The 18,908-nt window shown below is 51.4% G+C and carries 17 protein-coding genes; 3 read left to right on the forward strand and 14 right to left on the reverse strand.

Annotated elements, in window-relative coordinates:
* Positions 1-68: 68 nt before the first annotated feature.
* From AC07N2_RS02385 to AC07N2_RS02420, 8 genes are all read right to left on the reverse strand, one after another.
* Positions 69-863, reverse strand: coding sequence for a DUF3025 domain-containing protein (locus AC07N2_RS02385; protein WP_494776838.1), 795 nt, complete (start codon positions 861-863; stop codon positions 69-71).
* A gap of 71 nt (positions 864-934) precedes the next feature.
* Positions 935-1,993: a dihydroorotase gene (gene pyrC, locus AC07N2_RS02390; protein ID WP_494776839.1), complete on the reverse strand. Its 1,059-nt coding sequence runs from the start codon at positions 1,991-1,993 to the stop codon at positions 935-937.
* A gap of 101 nt (positions 1,994-2,094) precedes the next feature.
* Entirely contained in the window at positions 2,095-2,820 is a 726-nt protein-coding gene (locus AC07N2_RS02395; protein ID WP_494776840.1) for an amino acid ABC transporter ATP-binding protein, read from the reverse strand.
* Positions 2,821-2,830: 10 nt separating this feature from the next.
* Positions 2,831-3,517: an amino acid ABC transporter permease gene (locus tag AC07N2_RS02400; protein WP_494776841.1), complete on the reverse strand. Its 687-nt coding sequence runs from the start codon at positions 3,515-3,517 to the stop codon at positions 2,831-2,833.
* Positions 3,510-4,241: an amino acid ABC transporter permease gene (locus tag AC07N2_RS02405; RefSeq protein ID WP_494776842.1), complete on the reverse strand. Its 732-nt coding sequence runs from the start codon at positions 4,239-4,241 to the stop codon at positions 3,510-3,512. The genes AC07N2_RS02400 and AC07N2_RS02405 overlap by 8 nt, the downstream gene beginning before the upstream one ends.
* Before the next feature lie 44 nt (positions 4,242-4,285).
* Complete coding sequence (locus tag AC07N2_RS02410) at positions 4,286-5,188, reverse strand: amino acid ABC transporter substrate-binding protein (protein WP_494776843.1); 903 nt, start codon at positions 5,186-5,188, stop codon at positions 4,286-4,288.
* Between the two features lie 116 nt (positions 5,189-5,304).
* A complete protein-coding gene (locus AC07N2_RS02415) occupies positions 5,305-6,591 on the reverse strand; it encodes a Glu/Leu/Phe/Val family dehydrogenase (protein ID WP_494776844.1) in 1,287 nt (428 codons plus the stop codon).
* 213 nt (positions 6,592-6,804) lie between these two features.
* Positions 6,805-8,688, reverse strand: coding sequence for an ABCB family ABC transporter ATP-binding protein/permease (locus AC07N2_RS02420; RefSeq protein ID WP_076592521.1), 1,884 nt, complete (start codon positions 8,686-8,688; stop codon positions 6,805-6,807).
* Positions 8,689-8,766: 78 nt separating this feature from the next.
* Here AC07N2_RS02420 and AC07N2_RS02425 point away from each other — a divergent pair, with 78 nt between their 5' ends.
* Positions 8,767-9,183, forward strand: coding sequence for an acyl-CoA thioesterase (locus tag AC07N2_RS02425; RefSeq protein ID WP_494776845.1), 417 nt, complete (start codon positions 8,767-8,769; stop codon positions 9,181-9,183).
* Between the two features lie 57 nt (positions 9,184-9,240).
* On the opposite strand, the gene AC07N2_RS02430 is transcribed toward AC07N2_RS02425, so the two are convergent.
* Positions 9,241-10,923: a long-chain-fatty-acid--CoA ligase gene (locus AC07N2_RS02430; protein WP_494776846.1), complete on the reverse strand. Its 1,683-nt coding sequence runs from the start codon at positions 10,921-10,923 to the stop codon at positions 9,241-9,243.
* A 149-nt stretch (positions 10,924-11,072) separates the two neighbouring features.
* A complete protein-coding gene (locus AC07N2_RS02435) occupies positions 11,073-12,125 on the reverse strand; it encodes an aminopeptidase (protein WP_494776847.1) in 1,053 nt (350 codons plus the stop codon).
* A 293-nt stretch (positions 12,126-12,418) separates the two neighbouring features.
* Here AC07N2_RS02435 and AC07N2_RS02440 point away from each other — a divergent pair, with 293 nt between their 5' ends.
* Positions 12,419-13,612, forward strand: a complete 1,194-nt coding sequence (locus tag AC07N2_RS02440) for a M20 aminoacylase family protein (protein WP_494776848.1) — start codon at positions 12,419-12,421, stop codon at positions 13,610-13,612.
* A 49-nt stretch (positions 13,613-13,661) separates the two neighbouring features.
* Here AC07N2_RS02440 and AC07N2_RS02445 read toward each other — a convergent pair whose 3' ends face one another.
* The 4 genes from AC07N2_RS02445 to AC07N2_RS02460 form a co-directional block, all read right to left on the reverse strand.
* A complete protein-coding gene (locus tag AC07N2_RS02445) occupies positions 13,662-14,123 on the reverse strand; it encodes a hypothetical protein (protein WP_494776849.1) in 462 nt (153 codons plus the stop codon).
* Positions 14,124-14,302: 179 nt separating this feature from the next.
* Positions 14,303-15,046 (reverse strand): DUF3047 domain-containing protein, encoded by a 744-nt coding sequence (locus tag AC07N2_RS02450; RefSeq protein ID WP_494776850.1) that lies wholly within the window; start codon positions 15,044-15,046, stop codon positions 14,303-14,305.
* An 84-nt stretch (positions 15,047-15,130) separates the two neighbouring features.
* Complete coding sequence (locus tag AC07N2_RS02455) at positions 15,131-16,894, reverse strand: ABC transporter ATP-binding protein/permease (RefSeq protein ID WP_494776851.1); 1,764 nt, start codon at positions 16,892-16,894, stop codon at positions 15,131-15,133.
* Between the two features lie 118 nt (positions 16,895-17,012).
* Positions 17,013-17,915, reverse strand: coding sequence for an NAD(P)-dependent oxidoreductase (locus tag AC07N2_RS02460; RefSeq protein WP_494778099.1), 903 nt, complete (start codon positions 17,913-17,915; stop codon positions 17,013-17,015).
* Between the two features lie 92 nt (positions 17,916-18,007).
* On the opposite strand from AC07N2_RS02460, the gene AC07N2_RS02465 reads away from it, so the two are divergent.
* Complete coding sequence (locus AC07N2_RS02465; protein WP_494776852.1) at positions 18,008-18,898, forward strand: SMP-30/gluconolactonase/LRE family protein; 891 nt, start codon at positions 18,008-18,010, stop codon at positions 18,896-18,898.
* Positions 18,899-18,908 lie beyond the last annotated feature (10 nt).

An 18,908-nucleotide genomic window follows, 5' to 3' on the forward strand; every position in this document is an offset into this window, starting at 1 on the left:
CAGCTTATTCAGTAGCGCTGCCATGCATGCAGTTTGAATTGTTTTTCGGTCGAAGCAAAGAGTAGTACTTACGCTCTGCGCTTCGGTCGGAAGACAGTTTTATCACCATAAAATTCAGCATCCTGTTCAGGCCACCAACCCGGCACACCTAATACCGGCAGCGGTGAAAAATCAGCTGTACTCAAACCATGGGCCAGTTGCAAAGCCACCGTCGTATCAACCCAGCGGCATTGCTCTTCCAGTGCAAGATCAGACGCAGGACACTCTAGCGCCACTATCCACGCATGCCCCGTGATCGCCTTGTACGGCGCCACCAGTTTTTCCATCAAGGCATGACCGAATAAAAACACTGCGCACTCTTGCAGAAAATCTGCACGATGCGTGAGGAACACATCCTCCCATTCATGCGTGCGCAAGGCTCGCACCAGATCGTGATTGGATGTAATGAGCAGTGCTGCATTCTCATCGAATATCGTCGCGGCATCACGCAGCTTGCCGCGTGGTGCAATCGCCTGCTCTGCCATCGAGCGCTCAATTTCTCGCGCTTGCAAGGCATTCAATTGAATTTTTATTTGCGGGAAAGTCAGCCAGACCAAGGCATTAAAGAAATCGTGCAGATTGTCGCGCGTAGGAACATTGCCGGTATTGCTAATGAAGGTTTCATACGCAGTATCAGACGGCAGGTCGGCCTGCAGCACAAAGCAAAGTGGCAAGTCACGATGATTGCGCAAAAGCATACTCGATGCGCGGCGATTCAACTCCTGACGCCAATCGCTGGCTTCTGCGATAGTCATACCGACAGTACGTACACAGGCCAGCCAGGGGCGCGACCAATCAATGTTATCCAGAAATGATGGCTTCATCGATTAATCGCTGTACAAAAATTCAAAGTTGAATCGCAATACTTGAAACGACTTGGGATTCAAACGGCTCGTCAGACGAACTTCCAGCCTATCGTCTCGCCACCGTTCAAAGGTACCAACGTTGTATTGCCCAGCGGGACTTCGGCAGGCACTTGCCATTCTTCGCGTTGCAAAGTGATGGTACCGGTATTGCGTGGCAACTTGTAGAAGTCCGGGCCGTTGAAACTGGCGAACTGCTCCAGCTTGTCCAGCGCGTCTACTTGGTCGAAGGCTTGCGTGTACAGCTCCATCGCGTGCAGCGCGGTATAGCAACCAGCACAACCGCAAGCATGTTCTTTCAAGCCTTTAGCATGCGGTGCCGAATCGGTACCGAGGAAGAATTTATTGCTGCCGGAGATCGCTGCTGCGACCAAGGCTTGACGATGTATTTCACGCTTCAATACCGGCAAACAGTAATAGTGTGGACGGATACCGCCCTTGAAGAGTTCGTTACGGTTGTACAGCAAATGATGCGCGGTAATTGTTGCAGCTACGTGACCGTCTGCTTCTGCCACGTACTGTGCAGCATCCTTGGTTGTGATGTGTTCGAACACCACCTTCAACTCCGGCATATCGCGGTGCAATGGCTTCATCACGCGATCAATGAACACGGCTTCACGATCAAAAATATCAATCTCTGGATCGGTTACTTCGCCATGCACCAAAAACGGCATGCCAACCTTTTGCATCATTTCCAAAGTTTTATAGCATTTGGCCAAATCGCTGACGCCGGCATCTGAATTAGTCGTTGCACCAGCCGGATACAACTTCACAGCATGCACAACACCGCTCTCTTTCGCACGCTGGATTTCTTCCGGTGGCGTATTGTTGGTCAGGTACAAGGTCATCAAGGGCTCGAACTGCATGCCGGTCGGCAAGGCCGCCAGAATGCGCTCACGATAAGCGACAGCTTGTGCAGTCGTGGTAACCGGCGGCTTGAGGTTGGGCATGACGATGGCGCGCGCGAATTGACGCGCCGTATCAGGCAAGACGGAGGCTATCGTTGCACCATCGCGCAAATGCAGATGCCAATCGTCAGGACGGGTAATAGTGATGCTGGAAGGGCGATTCGATACAGATTTCGTGGTCATAGCGGCTCTTTCTGGAGATTGCCGCTATTTTACCCGTTCACCCAATAAAAAAGCCGCCTCGGCTTTTAAACGAGACGGCTGAGTAATGCCAAAAAGACAGGTCAATGAATAATCTTGGCTAAAAAGTCACGCGCACGATCCGAGCGCGTCGTGCCAAAAAATTCATCTTTTGTACAATCTTCAACTATCAAACCCTTGTCCATGAAGATCACGCGATTGGCCACTTTCTTGGCAAATCCCATTTCATGCGTCACTACCATCATCGTCATGCCGTCTTGCGCCAAGCCGACCATGACATCCAGCACTTCATTGATCATCTCTGGATCAAGTGCCGAAGTCGGCTCATCGAACAACATCGCAATCGGGTCCATAGACAAGGCTCGCGCAATCGCCACGCGTTGTTGCTGACCGCCAGACAACTGGCCAGGGAATTTATCCTTCTGTGCGATCAGGCCGACGCGATCCAGATATTTCAAACCGCGCTCGGTTGCATCAGGCAGGCTGCGCTTCAATACTTTGACTTGTGCCAGCGTCAGGTTTTCGCTGATCGATAGATGCGGAAATAATTCGAAGTTCTGAAACACCATGCCTATGCGTGAGCGCAGGCTGGATAAATTGGTCTTCGGATCACCGACCGAAATACCATCTACGGTGATTTTTCCGTGCTGAAAAGGCTCCAGTCCATTCACGGTTTTAATCAGCGTCGACTTACCGGAACCAGATGGGCCGCACACCACAACCACATCGCCCTTGGCAACTTGCGTCGTGCAATCGGTCAGCACTTGAAAAGCCCCGTACCACTTGCTCACGTTTTCCAATTCAATCATGTTCTTATCCTTATCGAATGATGGCAAACCGTTTTTGCAACTGCTTGACGCCCATCGAGAGTGCGAAGCTGAGCACAAAATAAACGACGGCAACAAACAGATACATCTCAACTACGCGACTATCACGCTGTGCAACCTTGACTGATGCGCCGACGAAATCGGTCACATTCAGCAGTGATACCAGTGACACATCCTGGAACAGCACGATGGTTTGCGTCAGCAAGATCGGCAACATATTGCGGAAGGCTTGCGGCAACACGACCAGTTGCATCGATTGCCCGTAGGTGAGACCCAAGGCATAACCGGCATTCACCTGCCCTTTGGAAATACTCTGTATCCCGGCGCGCATGATTTCGCAAAAGTACGCAGCCTCAAACAAAATGAAGGTGATGTAAGCCGAGCGATCCGCACCGAGTTGGACTGGTCGTTCCGATCCCGTGATCTTTTGCAAGATGATAGGCATCAGGAAATAGAACCAGAAGATCACCAACAACAGTGGAACCGAACGCATCAAATTCACATACGCAGCAGCAATCAGGGACAGCGTCTTGAAACGCGACAAGCGCGCCATCGCCAATACTGTGCCAAATATCACACCACCTATTGTCGCCACCACCGTCAATTGCAAGGTGTACTGCAAACCCGTTAATAGATACGGCCAGGTACGCGTGATGATTTCAAAATCGAGATCACCCATGTTTGCCTCCCGCGATATAACCCGGGATAGCAACACGCCGCTCGATCAAGGCCATCACACGATTGGCTGTCATGGCGATGATTACGTAGATCAGCGTCGCCGCACCGAAAGCTTCGAAATAACGGAAAGTCATCTCTCCCATTTCACGTGTGCGGAAGAACAGCTCGACCAAACCGATTGAATAAGCGACTGCTGTATTTTTGATCAAATTCATCAACTCGGAAGTCAGCGGCGGAATGATGATGCGATACGCCATCGGCAACAACACGCAGCGATAGGTTTGCATGGTTGTCAAACCCAAGGCATAGCCCGCATAGCGCTGACCGCGCGGCAAGGCTTGAATGCCTGAGCGCACTTGCTCGGCAATCCGTGATGACGTAAAGAAGCCGAGACAAACAACCGCCGTGACGAATTGATGCTCAGTCGGATCAAGCGTGATAACCCAGGCTTTCACCGCCGGCACCAATCCCGGCACGACGAAATACCAAACGAAGAATTGCACCAGCAAGGGAATATTGCGAAACAATTCAACGTAAGCACCGCCTAGACGTACCAGCCAGCTCTTCTCGCTGGTACGCGCCACACCGACGATCGAGCCGACTACAAAGGCAAATATCCACGCAAAGAAAGCCACCGCCAGGGTCCACCATAGCCCCGACAACAAACTCTCCGCCCATGTGCCATCGCCATCAGGAACCTGCTCCAGAAATATGCTGAAATCCATCGCCGCTCCCCTAGATCAATGCAGTCCGCAAGATCGTCATGCGATTACACGCCTTTGTCGCTAGGATTCTTGAATGCGTCCTGAATCGGCGGCGTCATCGGGAAATTCAAATTCATTCCTTTAGGTGGAATCGGGCTGGTAAACCATTTAGCGTAAATCTTGTTGATCTCGCCCGACTTCATGACTGCGACTATCGACTTATCAACCAAGGTTTTGAATTGCGGATCATCCTTGCGCAACATCATGCTGTACGGTTCTTCGCTCAAGGACTCTGGCAATATCTTGTAGTCGCCTGGACGTTTGGAATTGGCGATTTGTCCCGCAAGCAAAACGTTATCCATGACAAAAGCAACGGCTCTGTCATCCGCCATCAGCAAGAAGGCTTCTGCATGATCTTTACCGTAGATTTCTTTTACCTGCACATTCTCGGTTTTCTTGTAACCCTTCAACAGCGGTACCGAGGTAGTACCTGAAGTGGTAGAGATAGTCTTGCCGTTGAGGTCAGTCAGCGTATTGATGTTTGAAGTCTTTTTCACCGCTGCCGTGACATTGATCACGAAGTAATTCGGGCCGAAAGACACCTGCTCCTGCCGCACCTTTGAATTGGTAGTCGAGCCGCATTCCAGATCAATAGTGCCGTTGCGCAACAGTGGAATACGATTGCTCGATGTCACAGGTTGCATCACAACCTTGAGGTTAGGCAACTTCAAATCTGCTTTGACCGTATCGACTATCTTCATGCATAGATCAACGGCATAACCTATCGGTTGTTGCTTGTCATCAAGAAATGAAAATGGAATCGACGACTCGCGATAGCCTATCGTGATGGAATTCGTTTCCTTGATTTTTTTCAGCGTCCCGGTCAGTTCTTGCGCTTGCACTGCAGGCGCTGCCGCTACCAAAGTTCCTGCACCGAGCGTGATGGCAAGTAAGGTCTTCAAATTCATGGTGTCTCCTCAAAACGTGTCGTCAATATTTTGAAACGTATCTGGCAAATTTCAGGCCAGCTCATTTTTATCCCTGCAAAGGCAAAAATCTAGTGCGTATTTTCTATGATTTTCATCTATGGATACAAACCACGCATTTCACGCGCCTGTAATACGCGCGTACAGCCAACAATAAATGCCGCCGTACGCAGCGACACTTTCTTCTCTTCTGCCAAGGCCCACACAGCAGCAAATGCTTCACGCATGATACGCGTCAGACGGGAGTTGATTTCATCTTCAGTCCAGAAGAAACTGGAAAAATCCTGCACCCACTCAAAGTAACTGACCGTCACGCCACCCGCATTGGCAATCACATCAGGCACGACTAATATACCTCTGTCGTGCAGGATATCATCGGCTTCCGGTGTGGTTGGGCCATTCGCACCTTCCAGCACGATGGAAGCCTTGATCTGATGCGCATTGCTTTCGTTGATTTGCTGTTCTAGTGCAGCCGGCACCAGAATGTCGCAATCCAGCGCCCAGAATTGGGACGCATCCTTCAATTCATCCGCATCGGGAAAACCAGCAACGCTACCGTTCTTCGTAACATAGGCCTGCAATGCCACGATATCGAGGCCACTCGCACGCACCACGGTAGATGCATGATCCTGCACCGCCACAATCTTCGCACCCGCCTCAAAGAAAAGCCTTGCAGCAACACCACCAACATTACCCAGACCTTGCACCGCAATCCGCGCCCCCTGAATATCCAGACCGCGCTTGGCTGCCACTTCGCAACCAACCACAAAGACACCTCGACCGGTTGCATCGTGCCGTCCCAAACTACCGCCCAATGAAATCGGCTTGCCAGTCACCACACCCGATGCGGTACTGCCCTGATTCATCGAATAGGTATCCATCATCCACGCCATGATTTGCTCATTGGTGTTGACGTCTGGCGCCGGAATATCCTTGTTGGGGCCGATGATGATATTGATCTCGCTGGTGTAACGCCGTGTCATGCGCTCCAGCTCGGCTTTCGACAGCGTTTTGGGATCGACGCGTATGCCACCTTTGGCACCACCGTAAGGTACGTTCACCGCCGCGTTCTTGACCGTCATCCACGCCGATAAGGCCATTACTTCCGACAATGTGACATCTTGATGAAAACGGACACCGCCCTTGCCGGGACCACGTGAAGTATTGTGCTGTACGCGATAACCCTCAAAATGCGCCACCGTGCCATTGTCACGTTCAATCGGTACGTCGACGATCAGGATGCGCTTGGGTCGCTTGAGCGTTTCCACCCAGCGCGCAAGCGAACCGAGATAAGGCGTAACGCGATCGATTTGTTCGAGATAGACACCCCATGCGCCAATGCCGGACGGGGTCAGATAGGAAGGCAGTTCATGCTGGCTGGACATCGAGAATACGCTCCTGAAGTTTTCAAACCAATGCCATCGACGATGACATCAAGAAAAACCCGGGTAATTCTGTGCAAGCTCATTCGTAAAGCATACGGAACATCTTATGCCAATCGCTGATGACTTCGGGAAAAATTTCAATGTGGTCTGCTGGTTTGATCTCTTCCTGTAGAGCATCATGGGCAGGCGAAGTTCCATGCGCCTGCCATTAACTTAATACAAATCAAAAGGCAGCTTGGGCGGCGCATTCTCAGCAGTGTCTTCAGCATCCTCTGGCAAAGGTGACGCCAACTCGTCATCCTGCCGCACTTGCTGGCGCATCCACATTTGCGCATAAGCGCCATCGGCTGCCAGCAATTGCATGTGCGAACCACGTTCGACAATGCGGCCACGATCCAGTACCAATATCTGCTCTGCATCAGCTATTGTCGACAGGCGATGCGCAATGATCAATGTAGTTCGGTCTTTTGCAATTTCCTTGAGCTGCGCCTGTATTGCCTGCTCCGACTTGGAATCCAGTGCTGACGTCGCTTCGTCAAAAATCAAAATCGCAGGATGTTTCAGCAAGGTACGCGCAATCGCCACACGCTGCTTTTCGCCACCGGATAATTTCAAGCCGCGCTCACCAACCATCGTGGCATAGCCGTCAGGCAAGGATTCAATGAAATCATGGATGTAGGCAGACTTGGCGGCAGCAACAATCGCCTCCTTGCTTGCACCCGGTTTACCGTAGGCGATGTTGTATTCGATCGTATCGTTAAACAGCACCGTATCCTGCGGCACGATACCTATGGCCTGACGCAAGGAAGCTTGCGTGACATCCCGCACATCTTGCCCATCGATCAGAATCGCGCCCTTGTTCACATCATAAAAACGGAACAGCAAACGCGACAAGGTGGACTTGCCGGAGCCGCTATGCCCGACTACCGCAGTCGTGGTACCGGCCGCTATCGTGAAATCTACATCAAACAGTATCTGTCGCTTCTCTTCATAACTGAAATCGACGTGCGAAAAACGCACTTCAGCACCATCTGTCACAAGCGCTTGCGTATCTGGCTTGTCGGCGATTTCACGATGTTGATCGAGCAGCGCAAACAGGCGTTCCATATCAGCAAGGCTTTGCTTGATCTCGCGATAAATCACACCGAGAAAATTCAATGGAATATATAACTGGATCATGAAGGCATTGACCAACACCAGATCACCCAAAGTCATCGTGCCATTGATCACACCTTGCGTTGCGCGCCACAGTATCAAGGTGACGGCAATCGCAATGATGCTCGATTGCCCGGTATTCAATAGCGACAAGGACGTTTGCGATTTGACGGCAGCTGTTTCGTAACGCTTCAAGCCTTCGTCGTAACGCTTGGCTTCGTAATCTTCATTGCCGAAATATTTGACCGTCTCGTAATTGATCAGCGAGTCGATGGCCTTGGTATTCGCCTTGGAATCGAGATCATTCATCGTGCGGCGGAAGTGCGTGCGCCACTCCGTCACCACGACGGTGAATGCGATATAACTGACCAGCGCCACGCCAGTAATCACTGTGAACCAGATATCGTAATGCAGCGCCAGATAGCCAAGCACCAATGCGATTTCAATCAAGGTCGGCAGTATGCTGAACAACGTGTAGGAAATCAGCGAGGAAATACCTTTTGTACCGCGCTCGATATCACGCGTCATGCCGCCAGTTTGACGATTCAAATGAAAGCGCAAGGACAAGGAATGCAGATGACGGAATACCTGCAAGGCGATTGTGCGCACTGCGCGCTGCGTAACCTTGGCAAAGGTGTATTCGCGTAATTCGGTAAATAAAGTGGTCGACAAACGCAATGCACCGTATGCAACCAATATACCGAGTGGCAGCACCAACAAAGCTTGCGGGCTGCCCGGGCTAATTGTCAGGCTATCAATCAAACGCTTCAACACCAACGGCACGCCTACGTTGGCGACCTTGGCTCCGATCAAGAATACCAAAGCAAGCGCAACTCGCCACTTGTATGTCCACAAGTAGGGAAACAGGGTCTTGAGCGTGCTCCAGTCGCTACGATTGCTGGATGGTGGAGCTGGCTCGGATGAAGCGGAAGAACGGCGCATGGGGCAAGGTTTGGTCAGATGGTTTATGCTTCGGGTTCAGGATTGTAGCGGTTAAAGAAATTATCCACAGGAGACAACATGGCAAGTGAACACCACACAGACCTGCCCGCAGGGAAGATTCCACAAATGCGCGTCGTACCAATGCCGCATGACGCCAATATGCACGGCGACGTATTCGGCGGCTGGATCATGGCACAGGTCGATTTGGCCGGCGCAGTATGCGCAACACGCCGCGCCAATGGCCGCGTCGTTACCATTGCAGTGAATTCGTTTTTATTCAAACATCCGGTATTCGTCGGCGATCTGCTGTCCATCTATGCCGAGATCGTCAAAGTCGGCAATACCTCGGTAACCGTGAATGTGGAATGCTATGCAGAACGCAATCGTCTGGATGTGGAAATCGTAAAAGTAACCGAAGCGACGCTTACCTATGTTGCAACGAGTGATGATCGCAAAGCACGACCATTACCACCGGCTATCGCACCACATAAATAAACTCTTCTTTTGATAGTTGCGTCATTCCCATTTATGCAGGAATGACGCAGCCATCTATCAAGCTGTAACCTTCTCATCCCGCAGTTCACGCCGCAAGATTTTTCCTACATTTGATTTCGGCAATTCGGTGCGGAACTCTATCCATTTCGGCTTCTTGTAACCGGTGAATTGTTCCTTGCAATAAGCCATCAAGGTTTCTTCGGTCAAAGCTGGGTCTCTACGCACCACGTATAACTTGACGGCTTCGCCCGTGTGTTCATCCGGAACGCCTATGCAAGCGCATTCCAGCACGCCAGGATGCGCAGCAACCACGCCTTCGATTTCGCTTGGATAGACATTGAAGCCGGATACCAGAATCATGTCTTTCTTGCGATCGACGATCTTCGTATAACCACGCTCATCCATGACGCCGATATCACCTGTCTTGAAGAAACCATCTTCCGTCATCGACTGCGCCGTCTCGATCGGATTGTTCCAGTAACCAGCCATTACTTGCGGGCCGCGAATAGCGATTTCGCCGGGACTGCCGTGCGGTGCTTCACTGTCATTGCTGTCGATGATTTTCAACTCGGTTGACGAAACCGGCAAACCGATCGTGCCGGAAAACTCGTTTGAAGTAACAGGATTGGCCGTCGCAACCGGTGAGGTTTCCGACAAACCGTATCCTTCGCAAATAGCGCAGCCTGTCAACGCCTTCCATTTGTCATTGACGATCTGTTGCACTGCCATGCCACCACCGTTACACAGCATCAGTTCGGAAAAATCAACCTTGGCAAAATCAGGATTATTCAACAAACCGTTGTACAAGGTATTCACCGCCGGCAGGAAATTCACCTTGTACTTCATCAATTCTTTGATGAAACCGGGAATATCGCGCGGATTCGGAATCAAGAGGTTCGTGACGCCCAGATGTGCACCCAGCATGCCGCACGTCGTCAATGCAAAGATATGGTACAGCGGCAACGCACAGACGAAAATCAGTACTTTGTCCTTGGGCAGCTTGTTCAAGGCAGGCGAAATCCACGCCTCGTTTTGCAGCACATTGGCGATGATGTTTCGGTGCGTCAGCATCGCGCCTTTGGCAGTGCCAGTCGTGCCGCCGGTGTATTGCAGGAAGGCGAGGTCTTGATGGCCCAGCGTCTGTTTTTGCAAGGTCATGCCTTCTGCCTGCTTCAGCACATCCTTGAAGGTAACGGCATATGGCAAGGTGTAAGCAGGCACCATTTTCTTCACATGGCGCACGACAAAATTAACGATCGCGCCCTTCACGCCGCTAAACATATCGCCCATCGATGCCACGATGACATGCTTGACCTGCGTGCTGGCGATGACTTTTTCCAGTGTGGAGGCAAAGTTCTCCAGAATGATGATGGCTTCCGCACCGGAGTCGGTCAGCTGATGTTCCAGCTCACGCGGTTTGTATAGAGGATTGACGTTGACGACGACGTAGCCGGCGCGCAGGACTGCGGCAATGGCAATCGGGTACTGCAAGATGTTCGGCATCATCAGGGCCACGCGTGCGCCTTTTGCCAAACCTATGCTCTGTAACCACGCACCCAGTTCTCTGGAAAAAACATCTACCTCACCATACGTGAGGGATTTGTCCATGCAAATGCAGGCTTTGCGGTCAGCGAATTTCTTGAACGACTCATCCAGCAATTCAACCAAAGAACCGTATTGGTTAGAATCGATTTCTGCCGGTATGCCTTCTGGATACGACTTTAGCCAAAACTTGTCCATTTTCACCTCTAGTCTTTTTTGTTGTGAGAGTGATTGCCGTCATTGTTACTCAGGTAAGTCGATGCTATCGGGCAGCGCGTCTATGTGCAAGCATTTTGATTGAAGATCCCGCACCCTCTTTGATATACATCAATGATCGTGGGCCTCGCTTACCGCCCGGCGTGCGTGATTGTAGAAGCAGACGCACCCAGCTTTGTTAATTCCTGATCGCGTTCCTGCTTGCTCAACGCCGCCATCTCACTCACCGCGCGATAAAAATCGGCAAAGTCCTTTTGCTCATGCAACAAGGCACGGAAGCCGGGGACGAAATCATGATACGTCGCAATCGAGGCCAGATGCGCATTCGACAAAGGCTCGGCAAACCAGCGGTCATAACCTGAGTATCCGTCCCACGAGACTTTCAAGGTCTGATATTCATTTTGCAGTGCAGCGAAGATTTCTTTCTTGCTCGCCCGCTTCTCCGCATCGCTCACATCATCAGCATAATTGTCGACCAGCTTTTGGCGATACTTCAGCAACAAGGCGACGAATTGTTTTTTACGCTGCGCCGAATCAGCATACAGCAGTCGCGTTTTCTCATCGCTATGCGTTGCCAGCCAACGTTCAACACCGACCTCTTCTACCGTCGTGGCAAAAGATTCATTGAATTGCGTATCGTCTTTGACATATACGACCTGATGCGCCAGCTCATGAAAGATCAGTCGCGCCACCTCACCATCAGGGAAGCGTATAAACGTGGACAAGACCGGATCCTTGAACCAACCTAAAGTCGAATAAGTAGGTACGCCTATGATTTGCACATCGTAACCATCAGCGCGCAGACTAGCTGCAAAATCCTGCGCATCGTCCTTGCTGTAATACCCGCGATAACTAACGCAACCAGCAACCGGGAAACACCATTGCAATGGCTGCATAGACAATTCCGGTGTCGCCACCACATTCCATAACGCATATGGCCGCTGCAAATCAGCATAGTTTTTATAACTGGCGTTATCCGGCAAACCCAGATCCTGCACAGCAAATTGGCGCATCTCCTTGACCCTGGCAAGCCGCTGTTTAAGCTTGCCATCCACCTCTGGATCAAGCAATAAATCGTCTATTGGTCTAGCCGCAGCAAGCAAAGAGGATTGTCCATGCGTCGCTTGCGCGTAGTAACTGATTTGCGCACAACCGCCAACCAACAAGGCGCTGCAAATCAGCATCCATGTCTGCCATCGATATATTGTTTTACGTACATGCAATGGCGGCGAACTATTCATACTTCCCATTTAATAATGTAATAAGGGAATACGTATTGCTATGAGCAAAACCATCTTGCACCAGAACATGGCATGCTCTGCCATATTTTTCTAAAAATCTATTCTATTACAGCGCCACCATCGTTACGCACTCTGCGCAGTTGGCGTAAGATAGACAATTCTCGCAGTACAAATCAAGCAACAGTTGTCGTAAAACAAAACGACAATCAAGCACGCCGCAAGAATGTGGAGACACCATGAAGTTGATTGATCCCATCATCCAGTTTCACAACGAATTGCAAGCGATTCGTCATGAAATTCACGCACATCCTGAGTTGTGCTTTGAAGAACGCGACACTGCTGAGCTGGTCGCGAAAAAATTAACTGAATGGGGCATACCCATTGTGCGCGGCATGGGCGTCACCGGCGTCGTCGGCATCATCAAGAATGGCAACAGCAAACGCGCAGTCGGCTTGCGTGCCGATATGGATGCCTTGCCGATACAAGAACTCAACACCTTTGCTCACGCCTCCAAAAATCAGGGGAAGATGCATGCCTGTGGCCATGATGGCCATACCGCGATGCTCTTGGGTGCTGCGCATTATCTGTCGCAACACAAGAATTTTGACGGCACCATTTATCTGATCTTTCAACCGGCGGAAGAAGGTGGCGGCGGTGCGAAGCGCATGATAGATGACGGCCTGTTCGAGCAATGCCCGATGGAAGCAGTATTCGGCATGCATAACTGGCCCGGCATTGCTGTCGGCCAATTCAGCGTGACACCCGGCCCGATGATGGCATCGAGCAATGAATTCGAAGTGATCGTCAGCGGTAAAGGTGCGCATGCTGCACAACCGCATAAAGGCATCGATCCGATCATGGTGGCAGTGCAAATTGCACAGAGCTGGCAAACCATCATCACGCGCAACAAAAGCCCTATCGATGCTGCAGCATTATCGATCACGCAAATCCACGCCGGCAGCACCACGAATGTGATTCCGGACGATGCAACGCTGGTCGGCACGGTGCGTACCTTCGATCTGAAAGTATTGGATTTGATAGAAACACGCATGCGCGCAATCGCAGAGCACACCGCTCAGGCGTTTGATGCAACGGTCAAATTCAACTTCCGACGCAACTATCCACCACTGATCAACCATGCGAAAGAAACCGCATTCGCGGTTGAGGTCATGCAGTCCATCGTCGGTGTCGACAAGGTAGATCCCAAAGTTGAGCCAACCATGGGCGCGGAGGATTTTGCCTTCATGCTGCAAGACAAACCCGGTTGTTATGTATTCATCGGTAATGGCGAAGGTGATCACCGCTCGGCTGGACACGGCTTGGGTCCATGCAATCTGCATAATCCCAGCTATGACTTCAACGATGATTTATTGCCTATAGGCGCGACCTATTGGGTGCGCTTGGCAGAGACTTTCCTGAAGCAGGCATAAAGTAATTTTCTGCGCCGAATAAACCCGGCGCAGAAAAAATCACCACTGATTAAGCAAGAATCGCTACGGCCTGCTGACCGTAACTAATCAGATAACCACCATTCTGCTGCTGCCAATCACGCGCAGTTGCTGCATCGGCAAACCAGTTCTGCTGGTAGTCGCCAAACATGCCCAGCTCCAATCGATAGCGATCCAAGATGGCAGTCGGCATTGCATCGATCTGGCTCTTGCACACTTCCCACGCAGCAAAGCCAAGTTCCTTCGCCAACGTATGCAAGATATGTTTGAGTTGTACTGTTTCACGCACGGCATACAGATCGGTAACGCGCAATTCCGGCATGATCTTCATCGCAATGATGCGTCTCAAAACGGGCAATGCTTTGCTGGGCTCACTGGCTTGCGCACTACGCAATAAACGACGCGCATATCTGCGTAAAAAATCGCTATTGGAAAGATTGCTGCCGAGATTGTTATGGGAGTCGTTGCCGACGGGGAGAGATGTAGACCACATGACGTTCCTTTCATATTGTCGTTTCTCGCTACGACATCAAGGTTTAACGTGCGGTTTTTTGCTGCTTGGTTGCAGCTGATCCGAACTGAAAAATCACAAGAAACAGGTGCATCGGCTTTTGCGAGAACAGGCATCCTGTCATGCCTGCCGCCATTCTAGCGCAAATTGAAGGTAGTCTGCTAGCGTAACAAATTGATATCGCCGTACCAGGCTTCTACCGTTTCACCCGTGTTGTCGGTATCGGTCAGCACACCGACGCCTATCAACTTGCCTGGTTTTTCACCAAAGGCTTTTTCATAATCGGCAACGATATCGCGTGTAAAACTGTGCCATTCACCTATACCTTCACGACCGCTTTCCGCCACCACCATCTTGACGCGATTGCTACGCGCATTCGGAATCACTGTGCCTACCGGTGCTTTACGTCCCCAGATATACATCAGCGTCGCATAGGGGACTTCTCGTCCCGTGAGCAAGCGTGCTGTTTCAAACATGATTTGGTCAGAGAAAGGCAAACTATCCTTGTCACCATCGAAACCCAGAATAATGCGCGCAGGTGCATCTTCCAAACCGCGATCATAATTATTTGCCGATTCGACCAGACCGTTGATGCGCCACTTCCAGTTGATCATCAGATCCGGCATGGGATCGATGTCCACCTTTTGCATCAAGCCCGATGCCGCCTTGGCTGCACGCGCATGCAAGACCGTTGTTCCATTATCGTCAACCAGAGAATATTCAGTCAGCTTCTTGTTGCGATGAATGATCATCGGCTCCCAGGCGGATGGCATGTTGCCTGGCGCCCCCTCAGAGAAATGAACGATACGCGTATTGACCGAAGCAGAGTCAGCATCCGTACTGATTGGCACTTGCGCGCAACCGGCAAGTAAGGATAGCAATGCAATTGTGGAAATTAATTTCATGTTCTTGTCATCATGATTACGCTCGGCACAGACAAAGCGTATTTGTTTCGGTGATTCGCACTAGATGGCAAGATGATTAATTTGCTATGTCTTACTCTGCTTCGTGCATTGAATCGTATATTGTCCACGCTGCCACTCGTCGCTGTCGACTAGCGGCGCGCTCGTATCTGCGACGAACTGCCAACGCATTTTATGATACTTCGCCACGCTCTCACGATGTGCGACGCTGACTATCGCTGCTTCCGGTAATTCTTGCACGATTAATTGATAGACCAGATCTTCCGTTTCCGTGTCCAGCGCACTACTTGCCTCATCCATGAAGAGCACATCCGGCCGCGTCAGCAAGGCGCGTACAAAAGCGACACGTTGCTGCTCGCCGGGAGACAAACGCTGACTCCAGTTATCGACATGATCGAGTTGCTGCTTCAGGTGCGGCAATTTGCACAGGTCGAAATAATGTTGAATCGCCAAATCGGTATACGTTTTTTCACCGGCAGGATAAGCGACCGCAGTGCGCAAGGTACCGATAGGTAGATAACTTTTTTGCGGCAGGAACAGCAGCTTCCAGCTTTTCGGAATTTCGATATTACCGCTACCGTAAGGCCAGATACCGGCAATCGCACGCACCAGCGTCGACTTACCGCAACCGGATGGCCCTGCAATCAAAATGTGCTGACCGGCCTGGATATCGACGGTCAGCGCAGACGTCAATGGCTGTCCATCCGGCAAATTCAATGTGAGGCGATCAATCAAAATTGCGCCTACATTATTCGTCTCTACCGTCACGCCATCTATATCCATTTGTGCAGCATCGACGGCCGTATGAAATCCAGCCAGACGATTAACGCTGGCCTTCCATTCAGCCAAGTCGGTAAAAGCAGAAATGAACCATGACAAGGCACCCTGCACTTGCCCAAAAGCCGAACTGATTTGCATCAGGCCACCCAGCGTGATCGCGCCGGAAAAATAGCGCGGCGCAGCCATCAGGAAGGGAAAGATATTGGCGAATTGCGAATAGAAAGTGGAAACCAGATTCAAGCTCTTTGTGGTGCGCATGATGCCCCACCAGTTATCGCGTATGCGCTGGAAGCGGTCATTCAGTTGCACACCTTCTTCGCCTTCGCCACGATACAGCGCTACCGCTTCGGCATTCTCACGTACGCGTATCAGGCCGAAACGAAAATCTGCTTCAAAGCGTTGACGCAAATAATTCTTGCTAACCAAAGGCCAGCCGACCAAACCGACAACCACTGATCCGATACCGGCATAGGCAATCGCAAACCACACCATGTAACCGGGTATCGTTATTTCCTGCGAAGCAAGCATGAATGAAATCGGCCCGCTGACTGTCCACAAGATGCCAATGAAGGAAATCAGCGTGACGACGCTAGACAGAAAACCTAGCGACAGTGACAAGGTTCCGGCGGTAAGGAGATTTAAATCTTCTGCGATACGTTGATCCGGATTATCCGCAGTGTGCGTTTGTTCGATCCGATAGTAAGCCTGATGATTCAACCAGCGTGCCATGTACTGCTTGGTCATCCACATACGCCAGCGCATTTGCAGCGCTTGCGTCAGATAGATACGGTAAATGGCAACGGCGATGAAGATGAAGGCAAGATAAGTAAAGCGCCACAACTGCTCGGTAAATACCTTGTAGTTCTTCGTCTCCAGCGCGTTATAGAACTCGCGATTCCAAGTATTGAACAATACCTCGAGATAGACCATGCCCAAGGCGAGCGCAACAATGGTGAGCAGCAATCCGCGCGCACGCCACTTTTCTTCCGATACCCAATAAGGTTGAATCAAACGCCAGACGGCGCGCCAATCGATACGTTCTTTAGGCATGGTGAACCATTGAGTAAGACAGTCTGAGTATTATCAGGAAGAACATTGTTCAGAGTTGAAGCAAGTAGACCGATAAAACGAATAAATGTTCATATCGATACGCAATATTGCCGTGTACTTAGCCAGGCAATTGATCTGCGACTTTACCTAAACGCTGACCGGGATTGCTTTGTTCCAGCGCCAGCAACACGGCCGATTGATCGGCTTGTGGCGCACGCTGCAACACGCTTTGATAATTTTCCGTCACCAGCTCTGTCACGGGCAAACGCAAACCGGCGTTGGCTGCTGCGATCAACACGTTTTCCAGATCCTTGAACTGACTCTTGACCTGACCACCCGGCAGGAAGTTACGCTCCAGCATACGCTGACCATGCACTTCCAAAATCCGGCTTTCTGCAAAACCGCCGCGTATCGCCGCCCGCACTGCAGTTGGATCTGCACCGCCGGCCTGCGCCAGCAACAAGGCTTCGGCCACGATATTCAAAGTGCCGCCAACGATCAACTGATTACACAGCTTGGCGATCTGACCACAACCTGCAGGACCGACCAGCGTCGGACGTCCCATCACGGTCAACACAGCTTCTGCATCGGCAAAGTCTGCCGCGCTGCCACCTGCCATGATTGCCAGCGAACCGGCTTGCGCGCCAACCACACCGCCGGAGACTGGTGCGTCGATAAAGCGTACCCCAGCGGCAGCCAGTTTGGCATGCACTTCCTGCGCTTCGGATTGACGGGTCGAGCTCATCTCTACTACCAGTGCACCACGGCGCAAACCCGGCAAAGCGGCGTCTATCACCTGCGCCACAATCGGGCCAGCTTCCAGCATGGTGATCACGATATCCGCTTCACGCACAGCATCCGCCACCTGCTCCGCTACTTTTGCACCCAGCGGCGCGAGCTCATCCGCCTTGCTGCGTGTACGGTTCCATGCGGTGACCTCATAACCTGCCTGCAACAAGCGGGTCGCCATAGGCTTGCCCATCAGGCCTATGCCCAGAAAAGCGACGACAGGTTTCATGATCGGTGTAGATGCAGACTGATTCAATTCAAACTCCTTTATGCACAAGATTTTCACTGCATAATGGCGCATTCCCCCCACAAAAAGCAACTGCCATGTCGATGCACGAAATCCAGCCACTTCTGCCTACACGCATGCAATTGGGTGAGTGCCCGCTGTGGCATGTGCAGGAAGCTGCCTTGTACTGGATAGATATCGATGGATGCGCCGTGCATCGCCACATTCCGGCCAGCGGTGCACATCAGCAGTGGGCCATGCCATCCGAACCAGGTTGTATTGCGGTTAACGCTGCCGGTGGCCTGCTCGTTGCCTTGCGCACTGGCCTCGCATTACTGGACACCGTTAGCGGGAAACTGACAGCGATCGCCGATGCGCCTTACGATCCGAAAACCACCCGTTTCAACGATGGCCGCTGCGATGCCGCCGGCCGCCTGTGGGTAGGCACGATATACGAACCGCGTGATCATCCGAATGCGGCGTTGTACTGCATTGAACACGGCACCATACGCGATAGCGGCAAGCTTGCGACAGTATCGAATGGTGTCGCCTTTAGTCCGGATAACAAAACCCTATATCACGCCGATACCACTACACATCGCATCTTTGCCTATGAATTCGACCTCGCTACCGGCGACATTGCAGGCAGCCGTTTGTTGAAGCAATTCTCGACAGACAAATTGAATAATTACGGCGGCCGTCCGGACGGTGCTACCGTCGATAGCGAAGGCGCTTATTGGTGCGCAATGTATGAAGGTGGAAGAATTCTGCGTTTGTCGCCAAACGGCGATGTACTGAATGAGATTGCAGTGCCTGCACGCTGCCCGACCATGATGGCTTTCGGCGGTGATGATTTACGCACGCTCTACATCACGACAGTCAGCAAGAATCGCCCGGCAGCCGAATTGGAACAATACCCCTTGTCCGGTTGCATACTGAGTGTACGCGTCGATGTCCCCGGCCTTCCTGAACACGCCTATCTCGTTTAAATCTACTTCA

The sequence above is a fragment of the Herminiimonas sp. GW821-FHT09C12 genome (assembly GCF_059416385.1).

Bases quoted from the DNA above. Each gene is read 5' to 3' on its own strand.
- AC07N2_RS02445 (WP_494776849.1), bottom strand. From the start codon at position 14,123: ATGTGGTCTACATCTCTCCCCGTCGGCAACGACTCCCATAACAATCTC.
- AC07N2_RS02385 (WP_494776838.1), bottom strand. From the start codon at position 863: ATGAAGCCATCATTTCTGGATAACATTGATTGGTCGCGCCCCTGGCTG.
- AC07N2_RS02405 (WP_494776842.1), bottom strand. From the start codon at position 4,241: ATGGATTTCAGCATATTTCTGGAGCAGGTTCCTGATGGCGATGGCACA.
- AC07N2_RS02400 (WP_494776841.1), bottom strand. From the start codon at position 3,517: ATGGGTGATCTCGATTTTGAAATCATCACGCGTACCTGGCCGTATCTA.
- AC07N2_RS02455 (WP_494776851.1), bottom strand. From the start codon at position 16,894: ATGCCTAAAGAACGTATCGATTGGCGCGCCGTCTGGCGTTTGATTCAA.
- AC07N2_RS02395 (WP_494776840.1), bottom strand. From the start codon at position 2,820: ATGATTGAATTGGAAAACGTGAGCAAGTGGTACGGGGCTTTTCAAGTG.
- AC07N2_RS02465 (WP_494776852.1), top strand. From the start codon at position 18,008: ATGTCGATGCACGAAATCCAGCCACTTCTGCCTACACGCATGCAATTG.
- AC07N2_RS02420 (WP_076592521.1), bottom strand. From the start codon at position 8,688: ATGCGCCGTTCTTCCGCTTCATCCGAGCCAGCTCCACCATCCAGCAAT.
- pyrC (WP_494776839.1), bottom strand. From the start codon at position 1,993: ATGACCACGAAATCTGTATCGAATCGCCCTTCCAGCATCACTATTACC.
- AC07N2_RS02440 (WP_494776848.1), top strand. From the start codon at position 12,419: ATGAAGTTGATTGATCCCATCATCCAGTTTCACAACGAATTGCAAGCG.
- AC07N2_RS02425 (WP_494776845.1), top strand. From the start codon at position 8,767: ATGGCAAGTGAACACCACACAGACCTGCCCGCAGGGAAGATTCCACAA.
- AC07N2_RS02415 (WP_494776844.1), bottom strand. From the start codon at position 6,591: ATGTCCAGCCAGCATGAACTGCCTTCCTATCTGACCCCGTCCGGCATT.
- AC07N2_RS02410 (WP_494776843.1), bottom strand. From the start codon at position 5,188: ATGAATTTGAAGACCTTACTTGCCATCACGCTCGGTGCAGGAACTTTG.
- AC07N2_RS02435 (WP_494776847.1), bottom strand. From the start codon at position 12,125: ATGCTGATTTGCAGCGCCTTGTTGGTTGGCGGTTGTGCGCAAATCAGT.
- AC07N2_RS02430 (WP_494776846.1), bottom strand. From the start codon at position 10,923: ATGGACAAGTTTTGGCTAAAGTCGTATCCAGAAGGCATACCGGCAGAA.
- AC07N2_RS02450 (WP_494776850.1), bottom strand. From the start codon at position 15,046: ATGAAATTAATTTCCACAATTGCATTGCTATCCTTACTTGCCGGTTGC.